Genomic DNA, 19,885 nt, shown 5'->3' on the forward strand with positions numbered 1-19,885 from the left:
TTTAAGACTCTTTTAAGTGACGCCCCTTACGCTTCATCCCATCCCTCATGCCTTCCTCCCTGTCAGGAGTACCCGATGAAAGCGAAAACCCTGTCTCGAAGTGCCGTTGCCGTGGCGGTTGCCGTCGCGTTGTCCGCCGGCTACGTGGCGGGACATCGTGATGTGCCCGCGCCTCAAGTCATCTCCCCGGCCCAGGCCGCGATGATGCCTGCCGAGGCCGCAGCAAAAACCGGCATCCCCGATTTCTCCGGTCTGGTCGAAACCTATGGCCCGGCCGTCGTCAATATCAGCGCGAAACACGTCGTCAAGCAGACGGCGCTGCGCGGCAATCCGGGCAACGGCGGCGCGCAGCAACTGCCGATCGACCCGAGCGATCCGTTCTACCAGTTTTACCGGCACTTTTTCGGCAACATGCCCGGCATGCAGGGCGGTGGCGGCGGTGGCGACGGCGGCGATCAACCGGATCAGCCGAGCGCCAGCCTCGGGTCGGGCTTTATCGTCAGCAGCGACGGTTACATCCTGACCAACGCGCACGTCGTCGACGGTGCGAACGTGGTCACCGTGAAGCTGACCGACAAGCGCGAATTCAAGGCCAAGGTGGTCGGCGCGGACAAGCAGTCGGATGTCGCGGTGCTGAAGATCGACGCGTCGAATCTGCCTACTGTGAAGATCGGCGATCCGAGCCAGAGCAAGGTCGGCCAGTGGGTCGTGGCAATCGGCTCGCCGTACGGTTTCGACAACACGGTGACCTCGGGCATCATCAGCGCGAAGTCGCGCTCGCTGCCCAACGAGAACTACACGCCGTTTATCCAGACCGACGTGCCGGTCAACCCCGGCAACTCGGGCGGCCCGCTGTTTAATCTGCAGGGCGAAGTAATCGGCATCAATTCAATGATCTATTCGCAGACGGGCGGCTTCCAGGGCCTGTCGTTCGCGATTCCGATCAACGAAGCGATCAAGGTCAAGGACGATCTGGTCAAGACCGGTCACGTGAGCCGCGGTCGTCTGGGCGTCGCAGTGCAGGGCATGAACCAGACGCTGGCGAATTCGTTCGGCATGCAAAAGCCGAATGGCGCGCTGGTCAGTTCGGTGGACCCGAATGGTCCGGCCGCCAAGGCAGGTTTGCAGCCGGGCGACGTGATCACCTCGGTAAACGGCGTGCCGGTGACGGATTCGGAAAGCCTGCCGTCGCAGATCGCGAGTCTGGCGCCGGGCAGCACGGCCAACGTGCAGGTGTGGCGCGACAAGGCAAGCAAGGACATCAAGGTGACCATCGGCTCGCTGTCGGATGCCAAGGTGGCCTCGAACGACAAGGCGCCGCCTGAACTGCAAGGGCGTCTGGGCGTCGCGGTGCGGCCGCTCACGCCGGACGAAAAGAGCAGCGCGTCGGTCTCGCACGGCTTGCTGGTGCAACAGGCGGGCGGCCCCGCCGAAAACGCCGGGATCCAGCCGGGTGACGTGATCCTCGCGGTCAACGGCCGTCCGGTGTCGAGCGTCGAACAGCTCAAGCAGATGATCGCGCAGGCGGGCAACAGCATTGCTTTGCTGATCCAGCGTGACAACTCGCAGATTTTCGTGCCGGTCGACCTCGGCTGATCTGCGGTTGACAGCAGGCCGTGGCTGTATCGGCGTCGGATGGATGACGTAAAACTTGCCGGTCCGTTTGCATAACTTGCCGATGGACCTTTCCGGAACGGGCGCATGGCGCCCGTTTTGTTTTGGTGCGCCGCGCGGTGCGGGGCGCTGAAGACCGTCACGCCTTGGCGCTGGGTCCGGCGCACGAACTGGGCACGGCAGTTGCAGATATCGATCCGGCAGTCCCGTCAGACTCACAGAAAGGAGCGATGCAATGAAAAACCAAGGGAATCGGCGACGGCTGGTTGCGGCGGCCGTGGGCGCGGCGCTGACATTGGGTCTTGCCGGCGGCGCATGGGCGCAGGCAAGCGACGTCAGCGGCGGCAGCACGACCGATAACGGCAGCGCCGGCAACGTCAACGGCGGCGGCATGCCGCAGATCCAGAGCGAGGGTGACGTGCAGTATGTGTCCGGCGGCGTCGGCAGCGACGAATCGAAGGCACTGCAAGCGGCGCAAAGCCAATGGCCGCTGTCGATGCGCTTTACCGGTCCCGGCTCCGATTTTCTCGCGGACGTCCATGTGCAGATCGTCGATGCGCACGGCGCCGATGTGCTGAACGCCAGCTCGCGCGGACCTTACATGCTCGTCAGGCTGCATCCTGGCCGCTATACGGTGCATGCCCGCTACAAGAGCGACGATCAGCAGAAGGCGGTCACCGTGCCGGCTCAGGGCACGGCGAAGGCAGCTTTCTACTGGAACACCCAGTAACGGCAGGGGTGCGGATGGCCGCGCAATCCGCCGAACTTTGGCCGATAATGAAGCCACGGGATGCCCGTGGCTTTTTTCGATCGAAAAGCCGCTGCCATCTGCTGGAGCTATCATTTCGCGCGGTCGGGCTGGTTCGGCTCGGATCGGCGGATTGATCGCCAGCACTGCTGCCTGACGTGTTACGTGTTACGGAGCCGAGACATGAGCGATGCCCCGACGTCCAAAGGAAGTCCCGCCGGGACGCCCGCGCACGGCGCGAATGCGTCGGGCGAGGCGCGCGCCGGCCACCGCATCGAGATCACGCTGAACCGGCATCGGGTGCGCGTGATTCACCAGGGCGTCACGATGGCCGACACGCAGGCCGCGCTGACGCTCGCGGAAACGGGCCTGCCGGAAGTTTTTTATTTCCCGCGCGACGATGTGAATATGGCGCGGCTCGAGCGATCGAACCATACGTCGCATTGCCCGTTCAAAGGCGATGCGTCGTACTTTCATTTGCGCACCGAAGACGGCCTCGTCGAAAATGCGGTCTGGTGTTATGAGGCGCCGCTCGAAGGCGCCCAGCGGATCAAGGGGTATCTTGCGTTTTACACATCGCGTGTCGACCGCATCGATCAGACATCCTGATCTGGCGAACGCACGCGGCCATCGGGGGAGGCTGCCATGGAACTGAACAACGCATTACGGATTCCGCTTGCGCCGTCAGACGTCTGGGACGCGCTGCAGGATCTCGCGTTGCTGCGGGCAAGCCTCGACAATTGCGAGTCATTCATCCGGCTGGCGGGCGGCGAGTACGCGCTGACGCTGACCGTGCCGCTCGGACCGTTGCGCGCCCGCTACGAGGTGCGTGCCCACGTCGCCAACAAAACGGCGGGTCAGCCTGGTTTGCCGCAGCGTGCGCTTAACTTCAAGGCGCGCGCCGAAGGCGTCGGCTCGCTGCGCGGCCAGATCGACGTCACCTTGCGCGCGGATGACACCGGGCCGTCGAGGGGGCCGTGCACCCGCATCGACTATTCGGTGTGGGCCACCATGACCGGGCCGCTCGCCGAACTGCCGACCCGCCAGCTGGAAAAGGCGCTGCACGATCTGGCGGACGATTTCTTCACCGAATTCTGTGCGGTCGTGCAAGCCAAGCACGGCCAGGGGCCGAACGAGGCGCGCGGCACGCACGCACGACGTCAGCACGTGTTCCTGCGCCCCATCAATCTTGGCGGCATGGCGCGCCGCGCACGGCTGCATGAGCATCACGGGTCGTTGACCGGCCGGGCGACGAGCACGCTGTTCGGCGCGCGTGCTGCGCACAGCGTGTCCCGCGAACAACCCACCCCACACCCGGTGCCCTACTGGGCGTGGGCGGCGATGATCTTCCTCGTCGCGCTGCTGCTCTATGCGACGCACTGGTTCAGCGGGCCGAATTGACGGCGCATGACGGCCGGCCGGCCCGGCAGCTGGCGCGAAACGGCGCCTAGAGTGCCGGCGCCGCGCCAGTGTTGCCGGTAGTGCGCAACGCGGGGCTGAGCCGCAGCGCATCGAACATGGCGTCGACCAGCTGACGTGCATGCTTGCCGAAGTCAGTGGCGTCGGGCAGGAACAGCATGTCACGCAACGACCCCCCCACGAAAGCGTGCAGTAGCGAAGCCGCCAGCTTCGTATCCAGATCCGCGGGCAGCTGCCCTTTGGTGATCGCGTTGCGCAAGCCCACTTCGAGCTTCGCGAGCCCTTCGCGCATGTTGTTCTGATGGCGCGCCATCACGGGCCCCATCTCTTCGACGAATTCACACTTCAGAAACAGGATGTCGAACACGCGACGGCGCCGCGGATCGTTGGCGGTGTCGCGCAGGCACAGCGTGCAGATTTCGACGAGACGCCCGAGCGGATCGGCTTCTTCCGGGTTGATCGAGGCGGCTTTGAGTTCGTCGAGCGGCAGCAGCACGCGGTCGAACATCTCTGTAAACAGATCGCCCTTATTGGCGAAATGCCAATAGATCGCGCCGCGCGTGACCCCCGCGGCATGAGCGATATCAGCCAGCGACGTGCGTGACACACCCTTCTCAAAAAAGACCCGTTCGGCGGCATCAAGGATGCCTGCGCGTGTCTCCTGCGCCTCTTCCTTGGTTCGTCTGACCATATCTCTCGACCTGCTTTATTTTGCGGGGTAACCCTGACACTTTTAAACGCGCCGCATCACGATCCGACTGATTGTTGCGTGTTTCGCGAACAATTATTGCCTGCGCTTCGGCCATGCAATAGTGAAAGACACTTTTACATGCATTCGCGGATGTATATATAATAGCACCCTATCGAACGGATAGCCCCAGCCGTGGCGGGCGGTTAATATCCGTCACTGTTGTCTTTCAAAACGCTTGGCGTCGTGTCAAAACGGCCGGCGCCGCGTGGCATTTCCAGATTGCACTCATTGCCGTGGATGCCGCGAGTCCGCATCAACGGGTTTCCGGTCTTGCGTCGCGAGACGCATGTGTGCGCTGCTGTCCCCGGGGTAGGGACGCGCGCACTTTTTCATTCTCAGTCTTTGACAGAGGTCGCTCCATGCGCGTCGAACGGGTTCCATTCCGCTTAATCAGTGCCGCGACGGCTGCCGTGTTTCTGGCAGCGTGCGGACCAAAACAATCGGCCCCGCCGCAACAAACGCCCGAAGTCGGCGTCGTCACCGTTGAACCGACGGCTGTGCCCGTCATCACCGAATTGCCGGGCCGTACCAATGCGTTCCTCGTGGCGCAGGTGCGCGCGCGGGTGGACGGCATCGTGCTGCGACGCGAATTCACCGAAGGTAATGACGTCAAGGCAGGACAGCGTCTCTACAAGATCGACCCGGCGCCGTATATCGCGCAGCTGAACAGTGCCAAGGCAACCCTGGCGAAGGCCGAGGCCAACCTCGTTTCAGTGACGGCGCAAGCCAACCGCTTCAAGGTGCTGGTCGCGGCCAACGCGGTCTCGAAGCAGGACTACGACAACGCCGTGGCCTCGGAAGGCCAGGCGGCGGCGGATGTCGCATCGGGCAAGGCGGCGGTCGACACCGCGCAGATCAACCTCGGCTACACCGATGTCGTCGCGCCGGTGAGCGGCCAGGTCGGCATTTCGCAGGTCACGCCGGGCGCGTATGTGCAGGCAAGCGCCGCCACGCTGATGTCGACGGTGCAGCAGCTCGACCCCATGTACGTCGACCTGACGCAATCGAGCCTCGACGGCCTGAAGCTGCGCCGCGAAGTGCAGGAAGGGCGTCTGAAAACGAGCGGCCCGAATGCCGCCAGGGTCACGCTGATTCTCGAAGACGGCCGTACCTATTCGGAGCAGGGCAAGCTGCAGTTCAGCGACGTCACGGTCGACCAGGGCACCGGCTCGGTCACGGTGCGCGCGCTATTCCAGAACAAGGACCGCGTCCTGCTGCCGGGCATGTTCGTGCGGGCGCGCATCGAAGAAGGCGTGAACGACAAGGCGATCATCGTGCCGCAGATCGGCGTCACGCATGACCAGAAGGGCACGCCGACCGCGCTGGTGGTCGGCCCGGACAACAAGGTCGTGCTGCGTCAGCTCGTCACCTCGCGTACCTACGGCACGAACTGGGTGGTCGATAGCGGCCTGAGCGCGGGCGACCGCGTGATCGTGCAAGGCACCGACAAGGCACGTCCGGGCATGGAAGTCAAAACAGTCGCGGCCCAGTTGCCCGCTGCCGCCGCCTCCGACGCCTCCGCTGAAGCAGCGCCGGTCGCCAGCGTTGCTCAGACCGCCCAGGGTGCCTCTGCTGCATCAGGCGCGCAATAACAGGGAGCCTGTTTCATGGCAAAGTTTTTCATTGATCGCCCGATCTTTGCATGGGTGATCGCCATCATTTTGATGCTCGCGGGTATCGCGTCGATCTTCGTCCTGCCGATCGCGCAATATCCGACCATCGCCCCGCCGGCCGTGCAGATCAGCGCAACGTACCCGGGTGCATCGGCGAAGACGGTTGAAAACACCGTCACGCAGGTGATCGAGCAGCAGATGAGTGGTCTCGACCACTTGCTGTATCTGTCGTCCACCTCGGACGACTCGGGTACCGCCACCATTACGCTGACGTTCGCAGCCGGCACCAATCCCGACATCGCGCAGGTGCAGGTGCAGAACAAGTTGCAGCTCGCCACGCCGCTGTTGCCGCAAGCCGTGCAGCAGCTCGGCACGAAGGTCACCAAGTCGAGCAGCAGCTTCTTGCTGGTGATGGCGTTCGTGTCGACGGACGGCAGCATGAGCAAGTACGACCTCGCGAACTACGTCGCGTCGAATGTCGAAGATCCGGTTAGCCGGATCGACGGCGTGGGTACGGTCACGCTGTTCGGCTCGCAGTACGCCATGCGCATCTGGCTGGATGCGAACAAGCTCACCAACTTCGGTCTCACCCCAGTCGACGTGCAGACGGCGCTTACCGCGCAGAACGTGCAGGTCGCGGGCGGCTCGCTCGGCGGCACGCCGTCGGTGCCGGGGCAGGCGCTGCAGGCCACGATCAGCGAAGCGACCCTGCTGAGCACGCCCGAGCAGTTCGGCAACATCTTGCTGAAGGTGAATCAGGACGGCTCGCGCGTGTTGCTGAAGGACGTGTCGCGAATCGAGCTGGGCGGCGAAAACTACAACTTCGACACCAAGTACAACGGCCAGCCAACCGCGGGTTTCGGCATTCAGCTCGCAACCGGTGCGAATGCTCTCGCGACCGCGAAGGCGGTGCGTGCGAAGGTCGATCAGCTGTCGAAGTACTTCCCGCACGGTCTGGTCGTGAAGTACCCGTATGACACGACGCCGTTCGTGCGCCTGTCCATCGAGGAAGTGATCAAGACGCTGCTCGAAGGTATCGTGCTGGTGTTCCTCGTGATGTACCTGTTCCTGCAGAACCTGCGCGCCACGTTGATTCCGACGATTGCGGTGCCGGTGGTGCTGCTGGGTACGTTCGCGATCATGAACGTGGTGGGCTTCTCGATCAACACGCTGTCCATGTTCGGGCTGGTGCTGGCAATCGGTCTGCTGGTGGACGATGCCATCGTGGTGGTGGAAAACGTCGAGCGGGTGATGGCCGAAGAGGGCTTGTCGCCACGCGAGGCGACCCGCAAGGCCATGGACCAGATCACGGGCGCCCTGGTTGGCGTCGCGCTGGTGCTGTCGGCGGTGTTCGTGCCGGTGGCATTGTCGGGCGGTTCGGTGGGCGCAATTTACCGGCAGTTCTCGCTGACCATCGTGTCGGCCATGGTGCTGTCCGTGCTGGTGGCGTTGATTCTGACGCCGGCGCTGTGCGCGACGATTCTCAAGCCGATCCCGAAGGGGCACCACGAAGAGAAGAAGGGCTTCTTCGGCTGGTTCAACCGCACGTTCGACCGCAGCCGCGACAAGTATCACGACGGCGTCGCGCACGTGATCAAGCGCTCGGGCCGCTGGCTCATCATCTATCTGGTGGTGATCGTCGCGGTGGGGATGCTGTTCGTGCGTCTGCCGAAGTCGTTCCTGCCGGATGAAGATCAGGGCACGATGTTCGTGCTGGTGCAGACACCGTCAGGCTCGACCCAGGAAACCACGGCACACGCGCTGAAGGACATTTCCGACTACCTGCTCGACAAAGAGAAGGGCATCGTCGAATCCGTCTTCACGGTGAACGGCTTCAGCTTCGCCGGTCGTGGCCAGAATGCGGGTCTCGTGTTCGTGCGGATGAAGGACTATTCGGTGCGTCAGCATGCCGACGAGAAGGTCCAGGCACTGGTGGGCCGTTTGTACATGCAGTTCGCGGGGTACAAGAACGCGCTGGTGTTCCCGGTGAATCCGCCGTCCATTCCTGAACTGGGCACGGCTGCGGGCTTCGACTTCGAACTCGAAGACCGTGCAGGCGTGGGTCATGCGGCGCTGATGGCCGCGCGTAACCAGTTACTGGGGATGGCAGCAAAAGATCCGGTGCTGGCGCAGGTACGTCCGAACGGCCTGAACGACACGCCGCAGTTCAACGTGACGATCGACCACGAGAAGGCCTCCGCGCTCGGCGTGTCGCTCGCCACGATCGACCAGACGTTCTCGATTGCATGGGCCTCTGCGTACATCAACAACTTCCTCGATACGGACAGCCGGATCAAGAAGGTGTATCTGCAAGGTGACGCGCAGTTCCGTATGAACCCGGAAGATCTGAGCGACTGGTACGTGCGTAACAACGCGGGCACGATGGTGCCGTTCTCGTCGTTCGCAAGCGGTACGTGGGCCTACGGTTCGCCCAAGCTGGAGCGCTACAACGGTATTTCCGCAGTGGAAATCCAGGGTGCGGCGGCGCCTGGCAAGAGTACCGGCCAGGCCATGCAGGCAGTCGAAGCCATTGCGGCGAAACTGCCCGCGGGTATCGGCTACGAATGGACGGGTCTGTCGTTCCAGGAAATCCAGTCCGGTTCGCAAGCGCCGATCCTGTACGGCATCTCGATCCTTGTGGTGTTCCTGTGTCTCGCGGCCTTGTATGAAAGCTGGTCGATCCCGTTCTCGGTGATCATGGTGGTGCCGCTCGGCGTGCTGGGCGCTCTGCTTGCCGCCACGCTGCGTGGCCTCGAGAACGACGTGTTCTTCCAGGTGGGTCTCCTGACCACGGTGGGGCTGTCGGCGAAGAACGCGATTCTGATCGTGGAATTCGCCCGCGAGCTGCAGCAGGGGGAGGGCATGGGGCCGGTCGAAGCGGCCATGGAAGCGGCGCGTTTGCGGCTGCGCCCGATTCTGATGACATCGCTCGCGTTTATTCTGGGCGTGATGCCGCTTGCCATCAGTAACGGCGCCGGCTCGGCGAGCCAGCACGCCATCGGCACCGGTGTGATCGGCGGCATGTTGACCGCAACCTTCCTCGCCATCTTCATGATCCCGATGTTCTTCGTGGTGATCCGCGCGAAGTTCGGCGGCGAGCAGGAAGACCCGGATGAGGCGATCGCGCACTACAACGAGCACCATCCTCATGAGCCGCAAGGCGGCGCTCAGAGCGGCAACGACTCGGGCAAGGAAGGACATTGAGATGCAAAAACACTCTTTGATCGCATTGGCGGTTGCGTTCCTCGCTGCGGCTTGCACGCTGGAGCCGAAGTACGAGCGGCCGGCCGCGCCGGTATCGGCTCAGTTTCCGGCGCAAGGCATTTACGCAACGCAGCCCGGCGCGGCCGACAACGGCACGCGCAGTGCGAATGCCAAGCCTGCGGCCGACATCGGCTGGCGCGACTTCTTCACAGATCCGCGCCTGCAGCGGCTGATCGAAATTTCGCTGAAGAACAACCGCGATCTGCGCGTCGCGGTGCTGAATATCCAGGCATCGCGCGCGCAATACCAGATCACGCGTGCCGGGCTTATGCCGACCATCAACGCAGTCGGTTCGCAGACCAAATCGCGTACGCCGAAAGATCTGTCTTTCTTCAACCAGACGATCACGAACGAATATTCGGTGGGCGTCAGCGGTTCGTGGGAGCTCGATTTCTTCGGCCGGATCCAAAGCCTGAAGGACCAGGCGCTGGATCAGTATCTGGCCACGGCGCAGGCTCGCAAGGCGGCGGAAATCTCGCTCGTCTCGCAGGTGGCGGACCAGTATCTGACGGTGCTGTCGTTCGACGATCTGCTGAAGGTCACCGAAGGCACGTTGAAGACGGCGCAGGAATCGTATCGGATCACCAAGCTGCAGTTCGACAACGGCACGGGTTCCGAGCTTGATCTGCGCCAGGCGCAAACCGTGGTCGAACAGGCCAGCGCGAACTACCAGCAGGAGGCGCGCCTGCGTGCCCAGGCGGTCAACGCGCTGGTGCTGCTGGTCGGTGAACCGTTGCCGGACGATCTGCCGCCGGGCGTGACGCTCGACAGCCAGGATCTGCTCACGGATATTCCGGCGGGTCTGCCGTCCGATCTGCTGACGCGTCGTCCGGACATCATGGAGGCCGAGGAGAACCTGCTCGCGGCCAACGCGAATATCGGCGCGGCGCGTGCGGCGTTCTTCCCGGAGATCTCGCTGACCGGCAACTTCGGTACGCTGAGCCCGACGCTGGGCAGTCTGTTCAAGCCGGGTTCGGCGGCTTGGGGTTTCACGCCGACCATCACGTTGCCGATCTTCACCGGTGGCAAGAACAAGGCTGACCTCGACCTCGCTAACGTGCAGAAGAACATTCAGGTTGCGACGTACGAAAAGGCGATCCAGACGGCCTTCCGCGAAGTGGCGGACGGTCTGGCGGCACGCGGCACGTACGACGAGCAGATCGCGGCGCTCGAACGCGACACCTTCGCGGAACAGCGCCGGCTCGACCTGTCAGACCTGCGCTATCGCAACGGCGTGGACAGCTACCTGTTGGTGCTGACGGCGCAGACCGATCTGTATTCGGCGCAGCAGGCGTTGATTTCGGCACGCGTTGCGCGGCTGACGAACCTGGTGGATCTGTATCAGGCACTTGGCGGCGGCTGGATCGAGCGGAACGGCGACCAGCCGCGTCCGGCCGATGCAGCAGTCGACTACAGTGCGGCCAGCGTGCCGGCGGCAGCCTCGGCGTCTTCGGCAAACTGACAGCAGCACAGGCGAGGGCGGCCCGCTTTGGTGGGGCCCGCTTCTCGCTGACGTAGCAAAGCAAAACGCCACGGCATGCCGTGGCGTTTTGCATTACAGCGCGGTTTTATTCGCGTCCCGCGCAGCCCTTCCCCTCAATGCAAATCCGCCGCGCGCAGCATCTCGTCGCCGGCGGGGTCTTCGTGACCGCCGCGTCCGTCGAAATCACGCCCAGCGCGGCGGATGTCGCACTTCGCCGCGCGTTCGCCCTTCGCGCCATTGAACACCAGATTCAGCACGACTGCTGACACCGACGCCAGCAGAATCCCGCTATGCAGCAGCGGCGACAACGCAGACGGCAGTTTCGCGAAGAAGTGCGGCGACACTACCGGCACGAGTCCCAGACCGATACTCACTGCAACGATGAACAGGTTATGCGAGTTCTTCACGAAGTCGACCTTCGACAGCACCTTGATGCCGTTCGCCGCGACCATGCCGAACATCACGATGCCCGCGCCGCCCAGCACGAAGGCCGGCACCGAAGCGACGACTTGCGCCATCTTCGGAAAGAGACCCAGCAGCACCAGAATCACGCCGCCCATCGCGCAGACGAAGCGGCTCTTCACCCCCGTCACGCCGATCAGCCCGACGTTCTGCGAGAACGACGTGTGCGGGAACGAGTTGAAGATGCCGCCGATCAGCGTGCCGAGACCGTCGACGCGCAGCCCGCGCACCAGCGTCTTCTGGTCGACGGGCCGCTCCACCATGTCGCCGACCGCGAGGAACATGCCGGTCGATTCGATGAAGGTGACGAACATTACCGTGACCATCGTGGCAATGGCGAGCGGATCGAAATGCGGCAGGCCGAAGTGGAACGGCATCACGATGCCGACCCACGGCGCGGCCGTCACGCCTTCCATGTTGACGCGGCCGAGCAGTGCCGCAATCACGAAGCCCGCAACGATGCCGAGCAGCACGGATATATTGGCGATGAAGCCCTTGCCGAACTTGTTGATCAGCAGGATCAGCGTGAGTACGACGAGCGACAGGCCGAGATACACCGGGTTGCCATAGTCCGGGTTGCCGACGCCGCCGGCCGCCCAGTTGATGCCCACTTCCATCAACGAAAGTCCGATCACCGAAATCACCACGCCGATCACCACCGGCGGAAAGAACCGCAGCAGCTTGCCGACCGCGGGCGCGAGCAGGATCCCCACCACACCCGCCGCGATGGTTGAGCCGAAGATGTCGAGAATGCCGAGGCTCGGATTGGTGCCGATGGCGACCATCGGACCCACGGCCGCGAACGTGCAACCCATGATGACCGGCAGGCGAATGCCGAAGATCCACAGGCCGAGTGTCTGGATCAACGTGGCGATACCGCAGGAGAAGAGGTCGGCGCTGATCAGGAACGCGATCTGGTCCTTGGGCAGCTTGAGCGCGCTGCCAACGATGAGCGGCACCGCAACCGCGCCCGCATACATGACGAGTACGTGCTGAATGCCGAGCGTGAGCAACTGGCCAGCGGGCAGTCGTTCGTCACACGGGTGAGTCGCATTCGATTGCATGTTGTCTCTCTCCATCTTCATGATTTGGGATGACTCCAAGGTATGTGGAGAGAAAAAGCGCAACAAGACCACTGGGGGCTATTCCCGGCTTCCCGATGGGCATATGCATGGGACTGTTTTGAAAGCCAATCGAAATGCGCGAGCCGGGCAAATCGCCTGCGAGCCCCTTGGCACGGTGCCGCGTCCGGATCGGCACAGTGGCGATGCGCGAAGCGATATGTGTAAGAATCCATGAGGTGTATTCAAGCAGGCGCATAGTGCGGTTTCAATGCCATCTGCCGGGTGGCTGGGTTAACCCGCAATCGGCGCCTCGCTGAGCCGCAGCGGCGATGCGGCAGAATACCGTTCCAGCGGTCTCTTCATGGCCGCGTTTGCTTTCGACTTCGTCTGCGCACTCAGGCTCGCTGCGCTCAACCAGATACCTTCTCGCTCATGAGCTTTCTCGGCATCGACCTTGGCACCGGTTCACTCAAACTTGCAATCGTCGACGGTAGCGGCCGCGAACAGGCGGCGGCGAGCGTGGCGTATGCAATCGAAACGCCGCATCCCGGCTGGGCGGAAACGCGCGTCGAAACCTGGTGGCGCGCGCTGTGCGAAGCAGCGGCGCGCTTGCCCGCTGAGCTGCGCGACAGCGTCGAGGCGATTGGCTTCTCCGGGCAGATGCATGGTGTCGTGCTCACGGACGCGCACGGGCAAGCCGTGCGTCCCGCGATGCTCTGGCCCGACACGCGCGCGCTCGGTCTGCTCGATCAATGGCCGGCGCCGCAACCCAACCCTGTCGCGCCGGGAATGGCGGGGCCGTTGCTGCGCTGGATCGTGCTGCACGAACCGGCGTCGGCACGCGCGACACGCTGGGCGCTGCAGCCGAAGGACTGGCTGCGCGTCGCGCTTGGCGGCGCTTTCGTCACCGATCCTTCCGATGCGTGCGCCACCGCGTTGGCCGACCCAGCCGGCGTGTGGGACGGCACGCAGCTCGAGCAGCTGGAATTGCCGCAGCAATGGTTCGCGCCGCTCGCGCCGTCGTATGCGGCGGGCGGCATATTGTCACGGGAAGCGGCCTCTGCGCTCGGGTTGCGCGCCGGCATCACCCTCGCGGTCGGCGCCGGCGATACGCCGTGCGCGGCGCTCGGCAGCGGCCTCGCGCAGGACGGCGACGCATTGCTCACGACCGGCACCGGCGGTCAGATTGTCGTGCTCGCGAGCGAGGCGCCGGCCGCCGCGCAGGGACTGCATCGCTATCGCGCGGCGAGCGATCACTGGTATCGGATGGCGGCCATGCAGAACGTCGGCGTCGCGCTCGAAACGGTGCGCGGCTGGCTCGCCTACGAATGGACGCATGCCTATGCCGACGCCTTCGCGGCAGATGCCGCGCCGGGCCTTGCATTTCTACCCTATCTCACGGGCGAACGTACGCCATGGCTCAATCCGTCCGCACGCGGCGGCTGGCTGGGTCTCGCACTCGGACACACGCGCGGCACGATGATGCGGGCCGCGTTCGAGGGCGTCGCGTTCTCGGTGCGCGCCGGGCTCGATGCGATTCGCGCGAGCGGTGCGGCGGTGGCCTCGCTGCGCCTCGCAGGCGGCGGCTCGGTGGATGCTCGCTGGCGTCAGCTGCTTGCCGACGCGCTGAACGTCGAGCTGTATGCGCTCGATTGTCCGAATGCGGCGGCACGCGGCGCGGCTCTGCTGGGCGGCCTCGCAAGCGGCCATTGGCAGGCGGGCGAACTCGCCGCGCTGGCACCGGCGGCGACCCGCGTCGCGGCTCCGCAAAACGATGCGGCGCTCGCTGATCGCTATGAGCGCTTCATCGATCTGTATGGGCGCGTCGAAGACTGGTTCGCGGCGCCGCGGGACGAGTGACCGAAGGTGATCCGAGGTCGTCCGCAGGCGAGGGCGTGACGCTGGCTCGAATACGTGCGTCGCGATTTTCGGCGATCATATGCGCCCGTTGTGCAACACGCAGCACGAGACACGCGCCCGGGCGCCTGAAGCATGGTGCGCGCGCATCACCGCATGACCGCGTCAGCAAAGGTCCCGGACGCAGGGCAGGATTTGAGCGAACTACAGGAGCATTCACCATGAAGACGAAAGCAGCAATTGCCTGGAAAGCAGGCGCACCGCTCACGATCGAAGAAGTCGATCTGGAAGGGCCGCGCGCCGGTGAAGTGCTGATCGAAGTAAAGGCCACGGGCATTTGCCATACCGATTACTACACGCTGTCGGGCGCGGACCCGGAAGGCATCTTCCCGGCCATTCTCGGCCACGAAGGTGCGGGCGTGATCGTCGATGTCGGGCCCGGCGTCGGCACCCTGAAGAAGGGCGATCACGTCATTCCTCTGTACACGCCGGAATGCCGGCAGTGCAAGTTCTGCCTGTCGCGCAAGACCAACCTGTGCCAGGCCATCCGTTCGACGCAAGGCAAGGGCCTGATGCCCGACGCGACTTCGCGCTTTTCGCTGGACGGCAAGCCGCTGTTTCACTACATGGGCACCTCTACGTTCTCGAACTACATCGTCGTGCCGGAGATCGCGGTGGCGAAGGTTCGTGAGGACGCACCGTTCGACAAGATCTGCTACATCGGCTGCGGCGTGACGACGGGCGTGGGCGCCGTCGTGTATTCGGCGAAGGTCGAAGCCGGCGCGAACGTGGTGGTGTTCGGGCTGGGCGGCATCGGCCTGAATGTGATCCAGGGCGCGAAGATGGTGGGCGCGGACAAGATCATCGGCGTGGATCTGAATCCGGGCCGCGTCGAGCTGGCGAAGAAGTTCGGCATGACGCACTTCATCAACCCGAATGAAGTGGAGAACGTGGTCGACCACATCGTGCAACTTACCGATGGCGGCGCGGACTACTCGTTCGAATGCATCGGCAATACCAAGGTGATGCGTCAGGCGTTGGAGTGCACGCACAAGGGCTGGGGGCAGTCGTTCATCATCGGCGTGGCGGCGGCGGGCGAAGAAATCAGCACGCGGCCGTTCCAGCTGGTGACGGGCCGCGAGTGGAAAGGCTCGGCGTTCGGCGGCGCGCGTGGCCGCACCGACGTGCCGAAGATCGTCGACTGGTATATGGAAGGCAAGATCAATATCGACGATCTGATCACGCATCGTCTGCCGCTCGAACGCATCAACGAAGGCTTCGACCTGATGAAGAAGGGCGAATCGATCCGCTCGGTCGTGCTGTACTAACTCGCGCTGGATCAACGAAGGAGCGCGCAATGCTCGAACTTCTCGCCTCGCACGCCTGCTACGGCGGCGTGCAGCGTATCTACAGGCATGACTCGGGGCTGATCGGCCTGCCGATGCGTTTTTCCGTGTACCTGCCGCCGCAGGCCTCGCAGGGCAAGGTGCCGGCGCTGTTCTATCTGGCGGGTCTCACCTGCACCGAAGAGACCTTCCCGATCAAGGCCGGCGCGCAGCGCTTTGCCGCGCAGCACGGCATCGCGCTGATTGCGCCGGACACGAGCCCGCGCGGTACGGGCATTCCGGGCGAGAGCGCGGCGTGGGACTTCGGCGTGGGAGCAGGCTTCTATGTCGACGCAACCCAGCAACCGTGGTCCAGGCACTTCCGCATGTACTCGTACGTGCGTGACGAACTGCGTGAAACAGTGCTGGCGAATCTGCCGGTGAACGGCGAGCGGCTCGGCATCTTCGGACATTCGATGGGCGGCCACGGCGCGCTGATGATGGCGCTGCGCAACCCGGATATCTACCGCTCGGTGTCGGCGTTTGCGCCGATCGCGGCGCCCTCGCGCTGTCCGTGGGGCGAGAAGGCGTTCTCGGGATATCTGGGCGAGGACCGTGAAGCGTGGAAGCAGTACGACTCGAGCGAACTGGTGGCGCGCGCGTCGCACAAGTTCGCGGAAGGCATTCTGATCGATCAGGGCTTGTCGGATCAGTTCCTTGCCGAACAGCTGTACCCCGACGTGTTCGAGGCGGCGTGCCGGGCGGCGGGTCAGCCGTTGACGCTGCGTCGCCATGAAGGCTACGACCACGGCTACTACTTCATCTCGACCTTTATCGAGGATCACCTCGCGCATCATGCGAAGGTGCTGCTGGCTTGAGGCGTTGACGCTTCAAAGCATGCGGTTCGCCTGGAACTCCGGGCGAACCGCGCCTCCTGCCTGGCTACCGCCGCCCCAGCAAACTCCCGCCATACACTAGCGCCGCGAGTGCAGTGATCCAGAAACTCGTGGGCCAATCCGTATAAAACGCGAGCGTCAAGCCGACCCACGCCTGCACCAGCGCGAGCAATGCCGCGAGCACCAGCCCGACAGAAAGCCGCGTAGTGAGGTTCTGGGCCGCGGCTGCCGGACCCACCATCAGCGTGAACACCAGCAGCACGCCGACGATCTGGGTGCAGGCCGCCACAGCCAGTGCGGCAATCGCCAGAAACAGCACCGACACGAGCCGCAACGACACACCCTTGGCTTCCGCCAGTTCCGGCTGCAGCGAAGCGAACAGCAGCGGCCGCATGATCGCGGCAAGGGCAAGCAGACTCAAGATGCCAAGTCCGGCCAGCACGCCGAGCGTGGACGCATTCACACCCAGCACGTTGCCGAACAGCAGCGCCGTCACCTGGGTCGCATACGCCGTAAAGAAGTGCAGGAACAGCAAGCCAAAGCCCAGCGCGAGCGAGAGGATCACACCAATCGCCACGTCGCGTCCGGCGAGACGCTCACCCAGGGCGCCCATACCGACGCCGGCCGCGAGCGTGAAGCCGATCATCCCCCAGATCGGCGAGATGCCGATCAGCACCGCGCCCGTCGCGCCGGTGAAGCCGACGTGCGAGAGCGCGTGGCCGGCGAAGGTCTGGCCGCGCATGACCAGAAAGTAACCGACGATCCCCGCCAGCACCGCGACGATCCCCGATGCCGCGAAGGCGTTCACCATGAAATCGTATTCAAACATCGTTCGTGTGTCCGTCGCGTGAGGCCTGATGATGTGAGTGCGAGTGACCATGCGAATGCGCGTGTGCGTGGCCCGCACCGTCGCCGTGATCGTGCGCGTCGTCTTCGTGCTCGTGATCGTGCTTTTCTACTTCGACGTCGCCCGACATCACGAAGATGCGGCCGTTCACGCGCATCACGTCGATGGTCGAGCCGTAGAGCCGCGACAGCACCGGCCTCGTGATCACCTCATCAACCGTGCCGAGTGCCGCCACACCGCTGCCCAGGTACAGCACGCGATCGAGCGCATGCAGCAGCGGGTTGAGCTCATGCGCCGAAAACAGCACGGCGATGCCGAGTTCCTGCTGCACCTTGCGCACCAGTTCGACCACGCTCTTCTGATGATGCGGATCGAGACTGATCAGCGGCTCGTCGAGCAGCAGCAGTTGCGGGTTGCCAAGCAGGCACTGCGCGAGCAGCAGACGCTGGCGCTCGCCGCCCGATAGTTCCGACAACGGCCGTTCGGCGAGCGCGCGGCCGCCGACCAGATCCAGTACCCGTTCGATGTCCGCACGCGTCTTCGCGTCCGCATGCGGCAGACCCCAGCGATGGCCGTCGGCGGCCATGGCGACGAAATCGCGGCCGCGCACGCGGCGCCCCGCGAGCGCGCTGCGCGTCTGCGGCATATAGCCGATCGAGGCATTGCCGCGCACCACTGGCTGGCCGAGCACGCGGATCGTGCCGCGCGAGGCCGGCACGAGGCCGAGCACCGCGCGCATCAGCGTGGTTTTGCCCGCGCCGTTCGGCCCGAGCACGCCGATGAACTCACCCTGATTCACCGTGAAGCTCGTGTCGCGCAAGATGACGCGCTCGCCCAGTTCGAGGGTCACGTTATCGAGCTCGAGCACAGGTGCGGGTTTGGCCGCGATTCCCGGCGCCGACTGGCCAGTCTGATTCATTGCCTGATTCCTTTATTTACCCGCTGGCGTGCTCGCGGCCGCCCCCGCATCTCCCGCGGCGAGCGCGCTTGCGAGCGCGTCGAGTTGCGACAGCATCCACGTCTGGTAAGTCTTGCCGGCCGGTTCAGTCTCCGTGACGCTCAGGCTCGGAACGTGCGATTGCTGGGCGAGTTTCAACATGCGTCTGGTCAGGGCTTCGGTTGCCTGGCTGTTATAGATCAGAACGCGCACGCGCTTTTGGCGCAGGTCTTGCTCGAACGCGGCGATGTCCGACGCGCTCGCTTCCGTGTCGTTCATCGTCGCCAGCTGGAAGCGTAGATTGCGCATGCTCAGGCCGATTGCGTCCGACATATAGCCGAACACCGGCTCGGTTGCCGTCACCGGCAGGCCGGCGTAGCGCCCGTGCAGCTCGGCCACCCTGGCGTCGATCGGCTTCAGCGAATCGAGAAACTTCGCGAGGTTCGCATCGTACGCCGACTTGTGCGCCGGGTCAGCCGTCACGAGCGCCGCGCTCACGGCGCGGGCCACGGCGGGCATCGTGGCCGGGTCGTACCAGAGGTGCGGATTATCGCCGCTTTTCTTGCCGACCAGATCGGCCGCCACGATCGTCGTGCGCTTTGCGTCCTTCGAAGCGTTCAGCAGTTTTGCCATCCACGGATCGTAGTCGGCGCCGTTATAGACCACAAGGCTCGCGTTCTGCAGCGCGCGGGCGGTCTTGGGACTGGCTTCGAACAGGTGCGGGTCCTGATCCGGATTGCTCAGGATGCTGGTGACCGCCACGTGCTCGCCGCCCAGTTGATGCACGACGTCGCCGTAAAAATTTTCCGCGGCGACCACGTTGATCTTCGCTTCCTGCGCAAAGGCGGCATGGCCGAAGGCGAACGCCGCGGCGGCGGCCGCCAGAAACTTCGACAGGTTGAGCGCGCGGCGCGCCCCGTTCCACTTCAGGCTGATTGCTTTCATCGACTTCCCTGGTCCTTGAGAATTGGGTGAACGACAGACGTTACGAGCGATGCGGCCGGCGCGCTGTGGCCAAATCGTCCGCTGGATGGTTCTTGCAGGCGGCGCACACGCCGCTCAGTTCGACAACCTGGTGATGCACTTCGAAACCGTGCGCGGGCGCGCTATTCGAGAGCTGCTCGGCCAGTTCGCCGCCCGGAATCTCGACGGTTTCGCCGCAGGTTTCGCAGATCAGGAACTGGCCTTGATGCGGGCGATCCAGCGCGCAGCAGGCAACAAACGCGTTCTTCGATTCGATCCGGTGCACGAAGCCATGCTCGACCAGAAACTCGAGCGCGCGATAGACCGTCGTGGGCGGCACCCGGCCGCGCTGCGGTTCGAGTGCCGCCAGCAGGTCGTACGCGCCGACCGGCCGCTCACTGGTCACGATCGCCGCATACACTTGACGGCGCAGCGGCGTAAGCGCGAGACCGCGCTGGTTCGCGAGCGCGTCTGCGCGCGCCAGCGTCGCAGCGTGCCGTTCGGCGGGCAAAGGTGCCATGGCGGGGCTCCGGTCGATCAAGTTGGACTTGGCAATGAAGCGGGAGTGCAATGATATAACGTATCTAGATAATTTGTCATGGATCCCACCTCGGTCCTGCCGCGCTGCACCATCGAAATCTT

16 protein-coding genes are annotated in these 19,885 nt (G+C 64.1%); 10 read left to right on the forward strand and 6 right to left on the reverse strand.

The annotated features are described in order from the left end of the window. Positions 1-75 precede the first annotated feature (75 nt). The 4 genes from VGH41_RS05220 to VGH41_RS05235 all read left to right on the forward strand — a co-directional run bounded on the left by VGH41_RS05220 (position 76) and on the right by VGH41_RS05235 (position 3,763). Entirely contained in the window at positions 76-1,596 is a 1,521-nt protein-coding gene (locus VGH41_RS05220; protein WP_331596279.1) for a DegQ family serine endoprotease, read from the forward strand. A 253-nt stretch (positions 1,597-1,849) separates the two neighbouring features. Then, positions 1,850-2,344: a carboxypeptidase regulatory-like domain-containing protein gene (locus VGH41_RS05225; protein ID WP_331596280.1), complete on the forward strand. Its 495-nt coding sequence runs from the start codon at positions 1,850-1,852 to the stop codon at positions 2,342-2,344. A gap of 201 nt (positions 2,345-2,545) precedes the next feature. Beyond that, on the forward strand, positions 2,546-2,971 hold the full coding sequence (locus tag VGH41_RS05230) for a DUF427 domain-containing protein (protein ID WP_331596281.1): 426 nt from the start codon (positions 2,546-2,548) through the stop codon (positions 2,969-2,971). A gap of 36 nt (positions 2,972-3,007) precedes the next feature. Next, a complete protein-coding gene (locus VGH41_RS05235; protein WP_331596282.1) occupies positions 3,008-3,763 on the forward strand; it encodes a CoxG family protein in 756 nt (251 codons plus the stop codon). Positions 3,764-3,809: 46 nt separating this feature from the next. Here the strand turns inward: VGH41_RS05235 and VGH41_RS05240 are convergent, their stop codons facing one another. Continuing rightward, positions 3,810-4,472 carry a TetR family transcriptional regulator gene (locus tag VGH41_RS05240; protein WP_331596283.1) on the reverse strand — a complete coding sequence of 221 codons (663 nt, stop codon included), beginning with the start codon at positions 4,470-4,472 and terminating at the stop codon, positions 3,810-3,812. Positions 4,473-4,891: 419 nt separating this feature from the next. Here VGH41_RS05240 and VGH41_RS05245 point away from each other — a divergent pair, with 419 nt between their 5' ends. From VGH41_RS05245 to VGH41_RS05255, 3 genes are read left to right on the forward strand one after another with little or no spacing between them, the layout of a single operon-like run. Then, positions 4,892-6,124 (forward strand): efflux RND transporter periplasmic adaptor subunit, encoded by a 1,233-nt coding sequence (locus tag VGH41_RS05245; RefSeq protein ID WP_331596284.1) that lies wholly within the window; start codon positions 4,892-4,894, stop codon positions 6,122-6,124. 15 nt (positions 6,125-6,139) lie between these two features. Beyond that, positions 6,140-9,349 carry an efflux RND transporter permease subunit gene (locus tag VGH41_RS05250; RefSeq protein ID WP_331596285.1) on the forward strand — a complete coding sequence of 1,070 codons (3,210 nt, stop codon included), beginning with the start codon at positions 6,140-6,142 and terminating at the stop codon, positions 9,347-9,349. Between the two features lies 1 nt (position 9,350). Continuing rightward, the gene (locus VGH41_RS05255; protein WP_331596286.1) at positions 9,351-10,871 is read left to right on the forward strand and encodes an efflux transporter outer membrane subunit; all 1,521 of its coding nucleotides are present in this window, start codon (positions 9,351-9,353) and stop codon (positions 10,869-10,871) included. A gap of 134 nt (positions 10,872-11,005) precedes the next feature. Here VGH41_RS05255 and VGH41_RS05260 read toward each other — a convergent pair whose 3' ends face one another. Then, a complete protein-coding gene (locus VGH41_RS05260) occupies positions 11,006-12,418 on the reverse strand; it encodes a nucleobase:cation symporter-2 family protein (RefSeq protein WP_331596316.1) in 1,413 nt (470 codons plus the stop codon). A 432-nt stretch (positions 12,419-12,850) separates the two neighbouring features. Here VGH41_RS05260 and VGH41_RS05265 point away from each other — a divergent pair, with 432 nt between their 5' ends. The 3 genes from VGH41_RS05265 to fghA all read left to right on the forward strand — a co-directional run bounded on the left by VGH41_RS05265 (position 12,851) and on the right by fghA (position 16,478). Continuing rightward, a complete protein-coding gene (locus VGH41_RS05265) occupies positions 12,851-14,278 on the forward strand; it encodes a xylulokinase (protein WP_331596287.1) in 1,428 nt (475 codons plus the stop codon). A 218-nt stretch (positions 14,279-14,496) separates the two neighbouring features. After that, positions 14,497-15,603, forward strand: a complete 1,107-nt coding sequence (locus VGH41_RS05270; protein ID WP_028197996.1) for an S-(hydroxymethyl)glutathione dehydrogenase/class III alcohol dehydrogenase — start codon at positions 14,497-14,499, stop codon at positions 15,601-15,603. Positions 15,604-15,632: 29 nt separating this feature from the next. Then, the gene (fghA, locus tag VGH41_RS05275; RefSeq protein ID WP_331596289.1) at positions 15,633-16,478 is read left to right on the forward strand and encodes an S-formylglutathione hydrolase; all 846 of its coding nucleotides are present in this window, start codon (positions 15,633-15,635) and stop codon (positions 16,476-16,478) included. Positions 16,479-16,542: 64 nt separating this feature from the next. Here fghA and VGH41_RS05280 read toward each other — a convergent pair whose 3' ends face one another. From VGH41_RS05280 to VGH41_RS05295, 4 genes are read right to left on the reverse strand one after another with little or no spacing between them, the layout of a single operon-like run. After that, the gene (locus tag VGH41_RS05280) at positions 16,543-17,325 is read right to left on the reverse strand and encodes a metal ABC transporter permease (protein ID WP_331596290.1); all 783 of its coding nucleotides are present in this window, start codon (positions 17,323-17,325) and stop codon (positions 16,543-16,545) included. Next, positions 17,318-18,262, reverse strand: a complete 945-nt coding sequence (locus VGH41_RS05285; RefSeq protein WP_331596291.1) for an ABC transporter ATP-binding protein — start codon at positions 18,260-18,262, stop codon at positions 17,318-17,320. Before VGH41_RS05285 ends, VGH41_RS05280 begins: the two co-directional genes overlap by 8 nt. 12 nt (positions 18,263-18,274) lie before the next feature. Further along, positions 18,275-19,225, reverse strand: a complete 951-nt coding sequence (locus tag VGH41_RS05290; protein WP_331596292.1) for a metal ABC transporter solute-binding protein — start codon at positions 19,223-19,225, stop codon at positions 18,275-18,277. Between the two features lie 40 nt (positions 19,226-19,265). Beyond that, a complete protein-coding gene (locus VGH41_RS05295; protein WP_331596293.1) occupies positions 19,266-19,763 on the reverse strand; it encodes a Fur family transcriptional regulator in 498 nt (165 codons plus the stop codon). Between the last annotated feature and the right edge of the window lie 122 nt (positions 19,764-19,885).

It is taken from the genome of Paraburkholderia sp., from assembly GCF_036488795.1.
Classification (GTDB): Bacteria; Pseudomonadota; Gammaproteobacteria; order Burkholderiales; family Burkholderiaceae; genus Paraburkholderia.

Excerpts from the sequence above, each read along its gene's own strand:
- VGH41_RS05220 (WP_331596279.1), top strand. The coding sequence starts at position 76 with ATGAAAGCGAAAACCCTGTCTCGAAGTGCCGTTGCCGTGGCGGTTGCC.
- VGH41_RS05225 (WP_331596280.1), top strand. The coding sequence starts at position 1,850 with ATGAAAAACCAAGGGAATCGGCGACGGCTGGTTGCGGCGGCCGTGGGC.
- VGH41_RS05230 (WP_331596281.1), top strand. The coding sequence starts at position 2,546 with ATGAGCGATGCCCCGACGTCCAAAGGAAGTCCCGCCGGGACGCCCGCG.
- VGH41_RS05235 (WP_331596282.1), top strand. The coding sequence starts at position 3,008 with ATGGAACTGAACAACGCATTACGGATTCCGCTTGCGCCGTCAGACGTC.
- VGH41_RS05240 (WP_331596283.1), bottom strand. The coding sequence starts at position 4,472 with ATGGTCAGACGAACCAAGGAAGAGGCGCAGGAGACACGCGCAGGCATC.
- VGH41_RS05245 (WP_331596284.1), top strand. The coding sequence starts at position 4,892 with ATGCGCGTCGAACGGGTTCCATTCCGCTTAATCAGTGCCGCGACGGCT.
- VGH41_RS05250 (WP_331596285.1), top strand. The coding sequence starts at position 6,140 with ATGGCAAAGTTTTTCATTGATCGCCCGATCTTTGCATGGGTGATCGCC.
- VGH41_RS05255 (WP_331596286.1), top strand. The coding sequence starts at position 9,351 with ATGCAAAAACACTCTTTGATCGCATTGGCGGTTGCGTTCCTCGCTGCG.
- VGH41_RS05260 (WP_331596316.1), bottom strand. The coding sequence starts at position 12,418 with ATGCAATCGAATGCGACTCACCCGTGTGACGAACGACTGCCCGCTGGC.
- VGH41_RS05265 (WP_331596287.1), top strand. The coding sequence starts at position 12,851 with ATGAGCTTTCTCGGCATCGACCTTGGCACCGGTTCACTCAAACTTGCA.
- VGH41_RS05270 (WP_028197996.1), top strand. The coding sequence starts at position 14,497 with ATGAAGACGAAAGCAGCAATTGCCTGGAAAGCAGGCGCACCGCTCACG.
- fghA (WP_331596289.1), top strand. The coding sequence starts at position 15,633 with ATGCTCGAACTTCTCGCCTCGCACGCCTGCTACGGCGGCGTGCAGCGT.
- VGH41_RS05280 (WP_331596290.1), bottom strand. The coding sequence starts at position 17,325 with ATGTTTGAATACGATTTCATGGTGAACGCCTTCGCGGCATCGGGGATC.
- VGH41_RS05285 (WP_331596291.1), bottom strand. The coding sequence starts at position 18,262 with ATGAATCAGACTGGCCAGTCGGCGCCGGGAATCGCGGCCAAACCCGCA.
- VGH41_RS05290 (WP_331596292.1), bottom strand. The coding sequence starts at position 19,225 with ATGAAAGCAATCAGCCTGAAGTGGAACGGGGCGCGCCGCGCGCTCAAC.
- VGH41_RS05295 (WP_331596293.1), bottom strand. The coding sequence starts at position 19,763 with ATGGCACCTTTGCCCGCCGAACGGCACGCTGCGACGCTGGCGCGCGCA.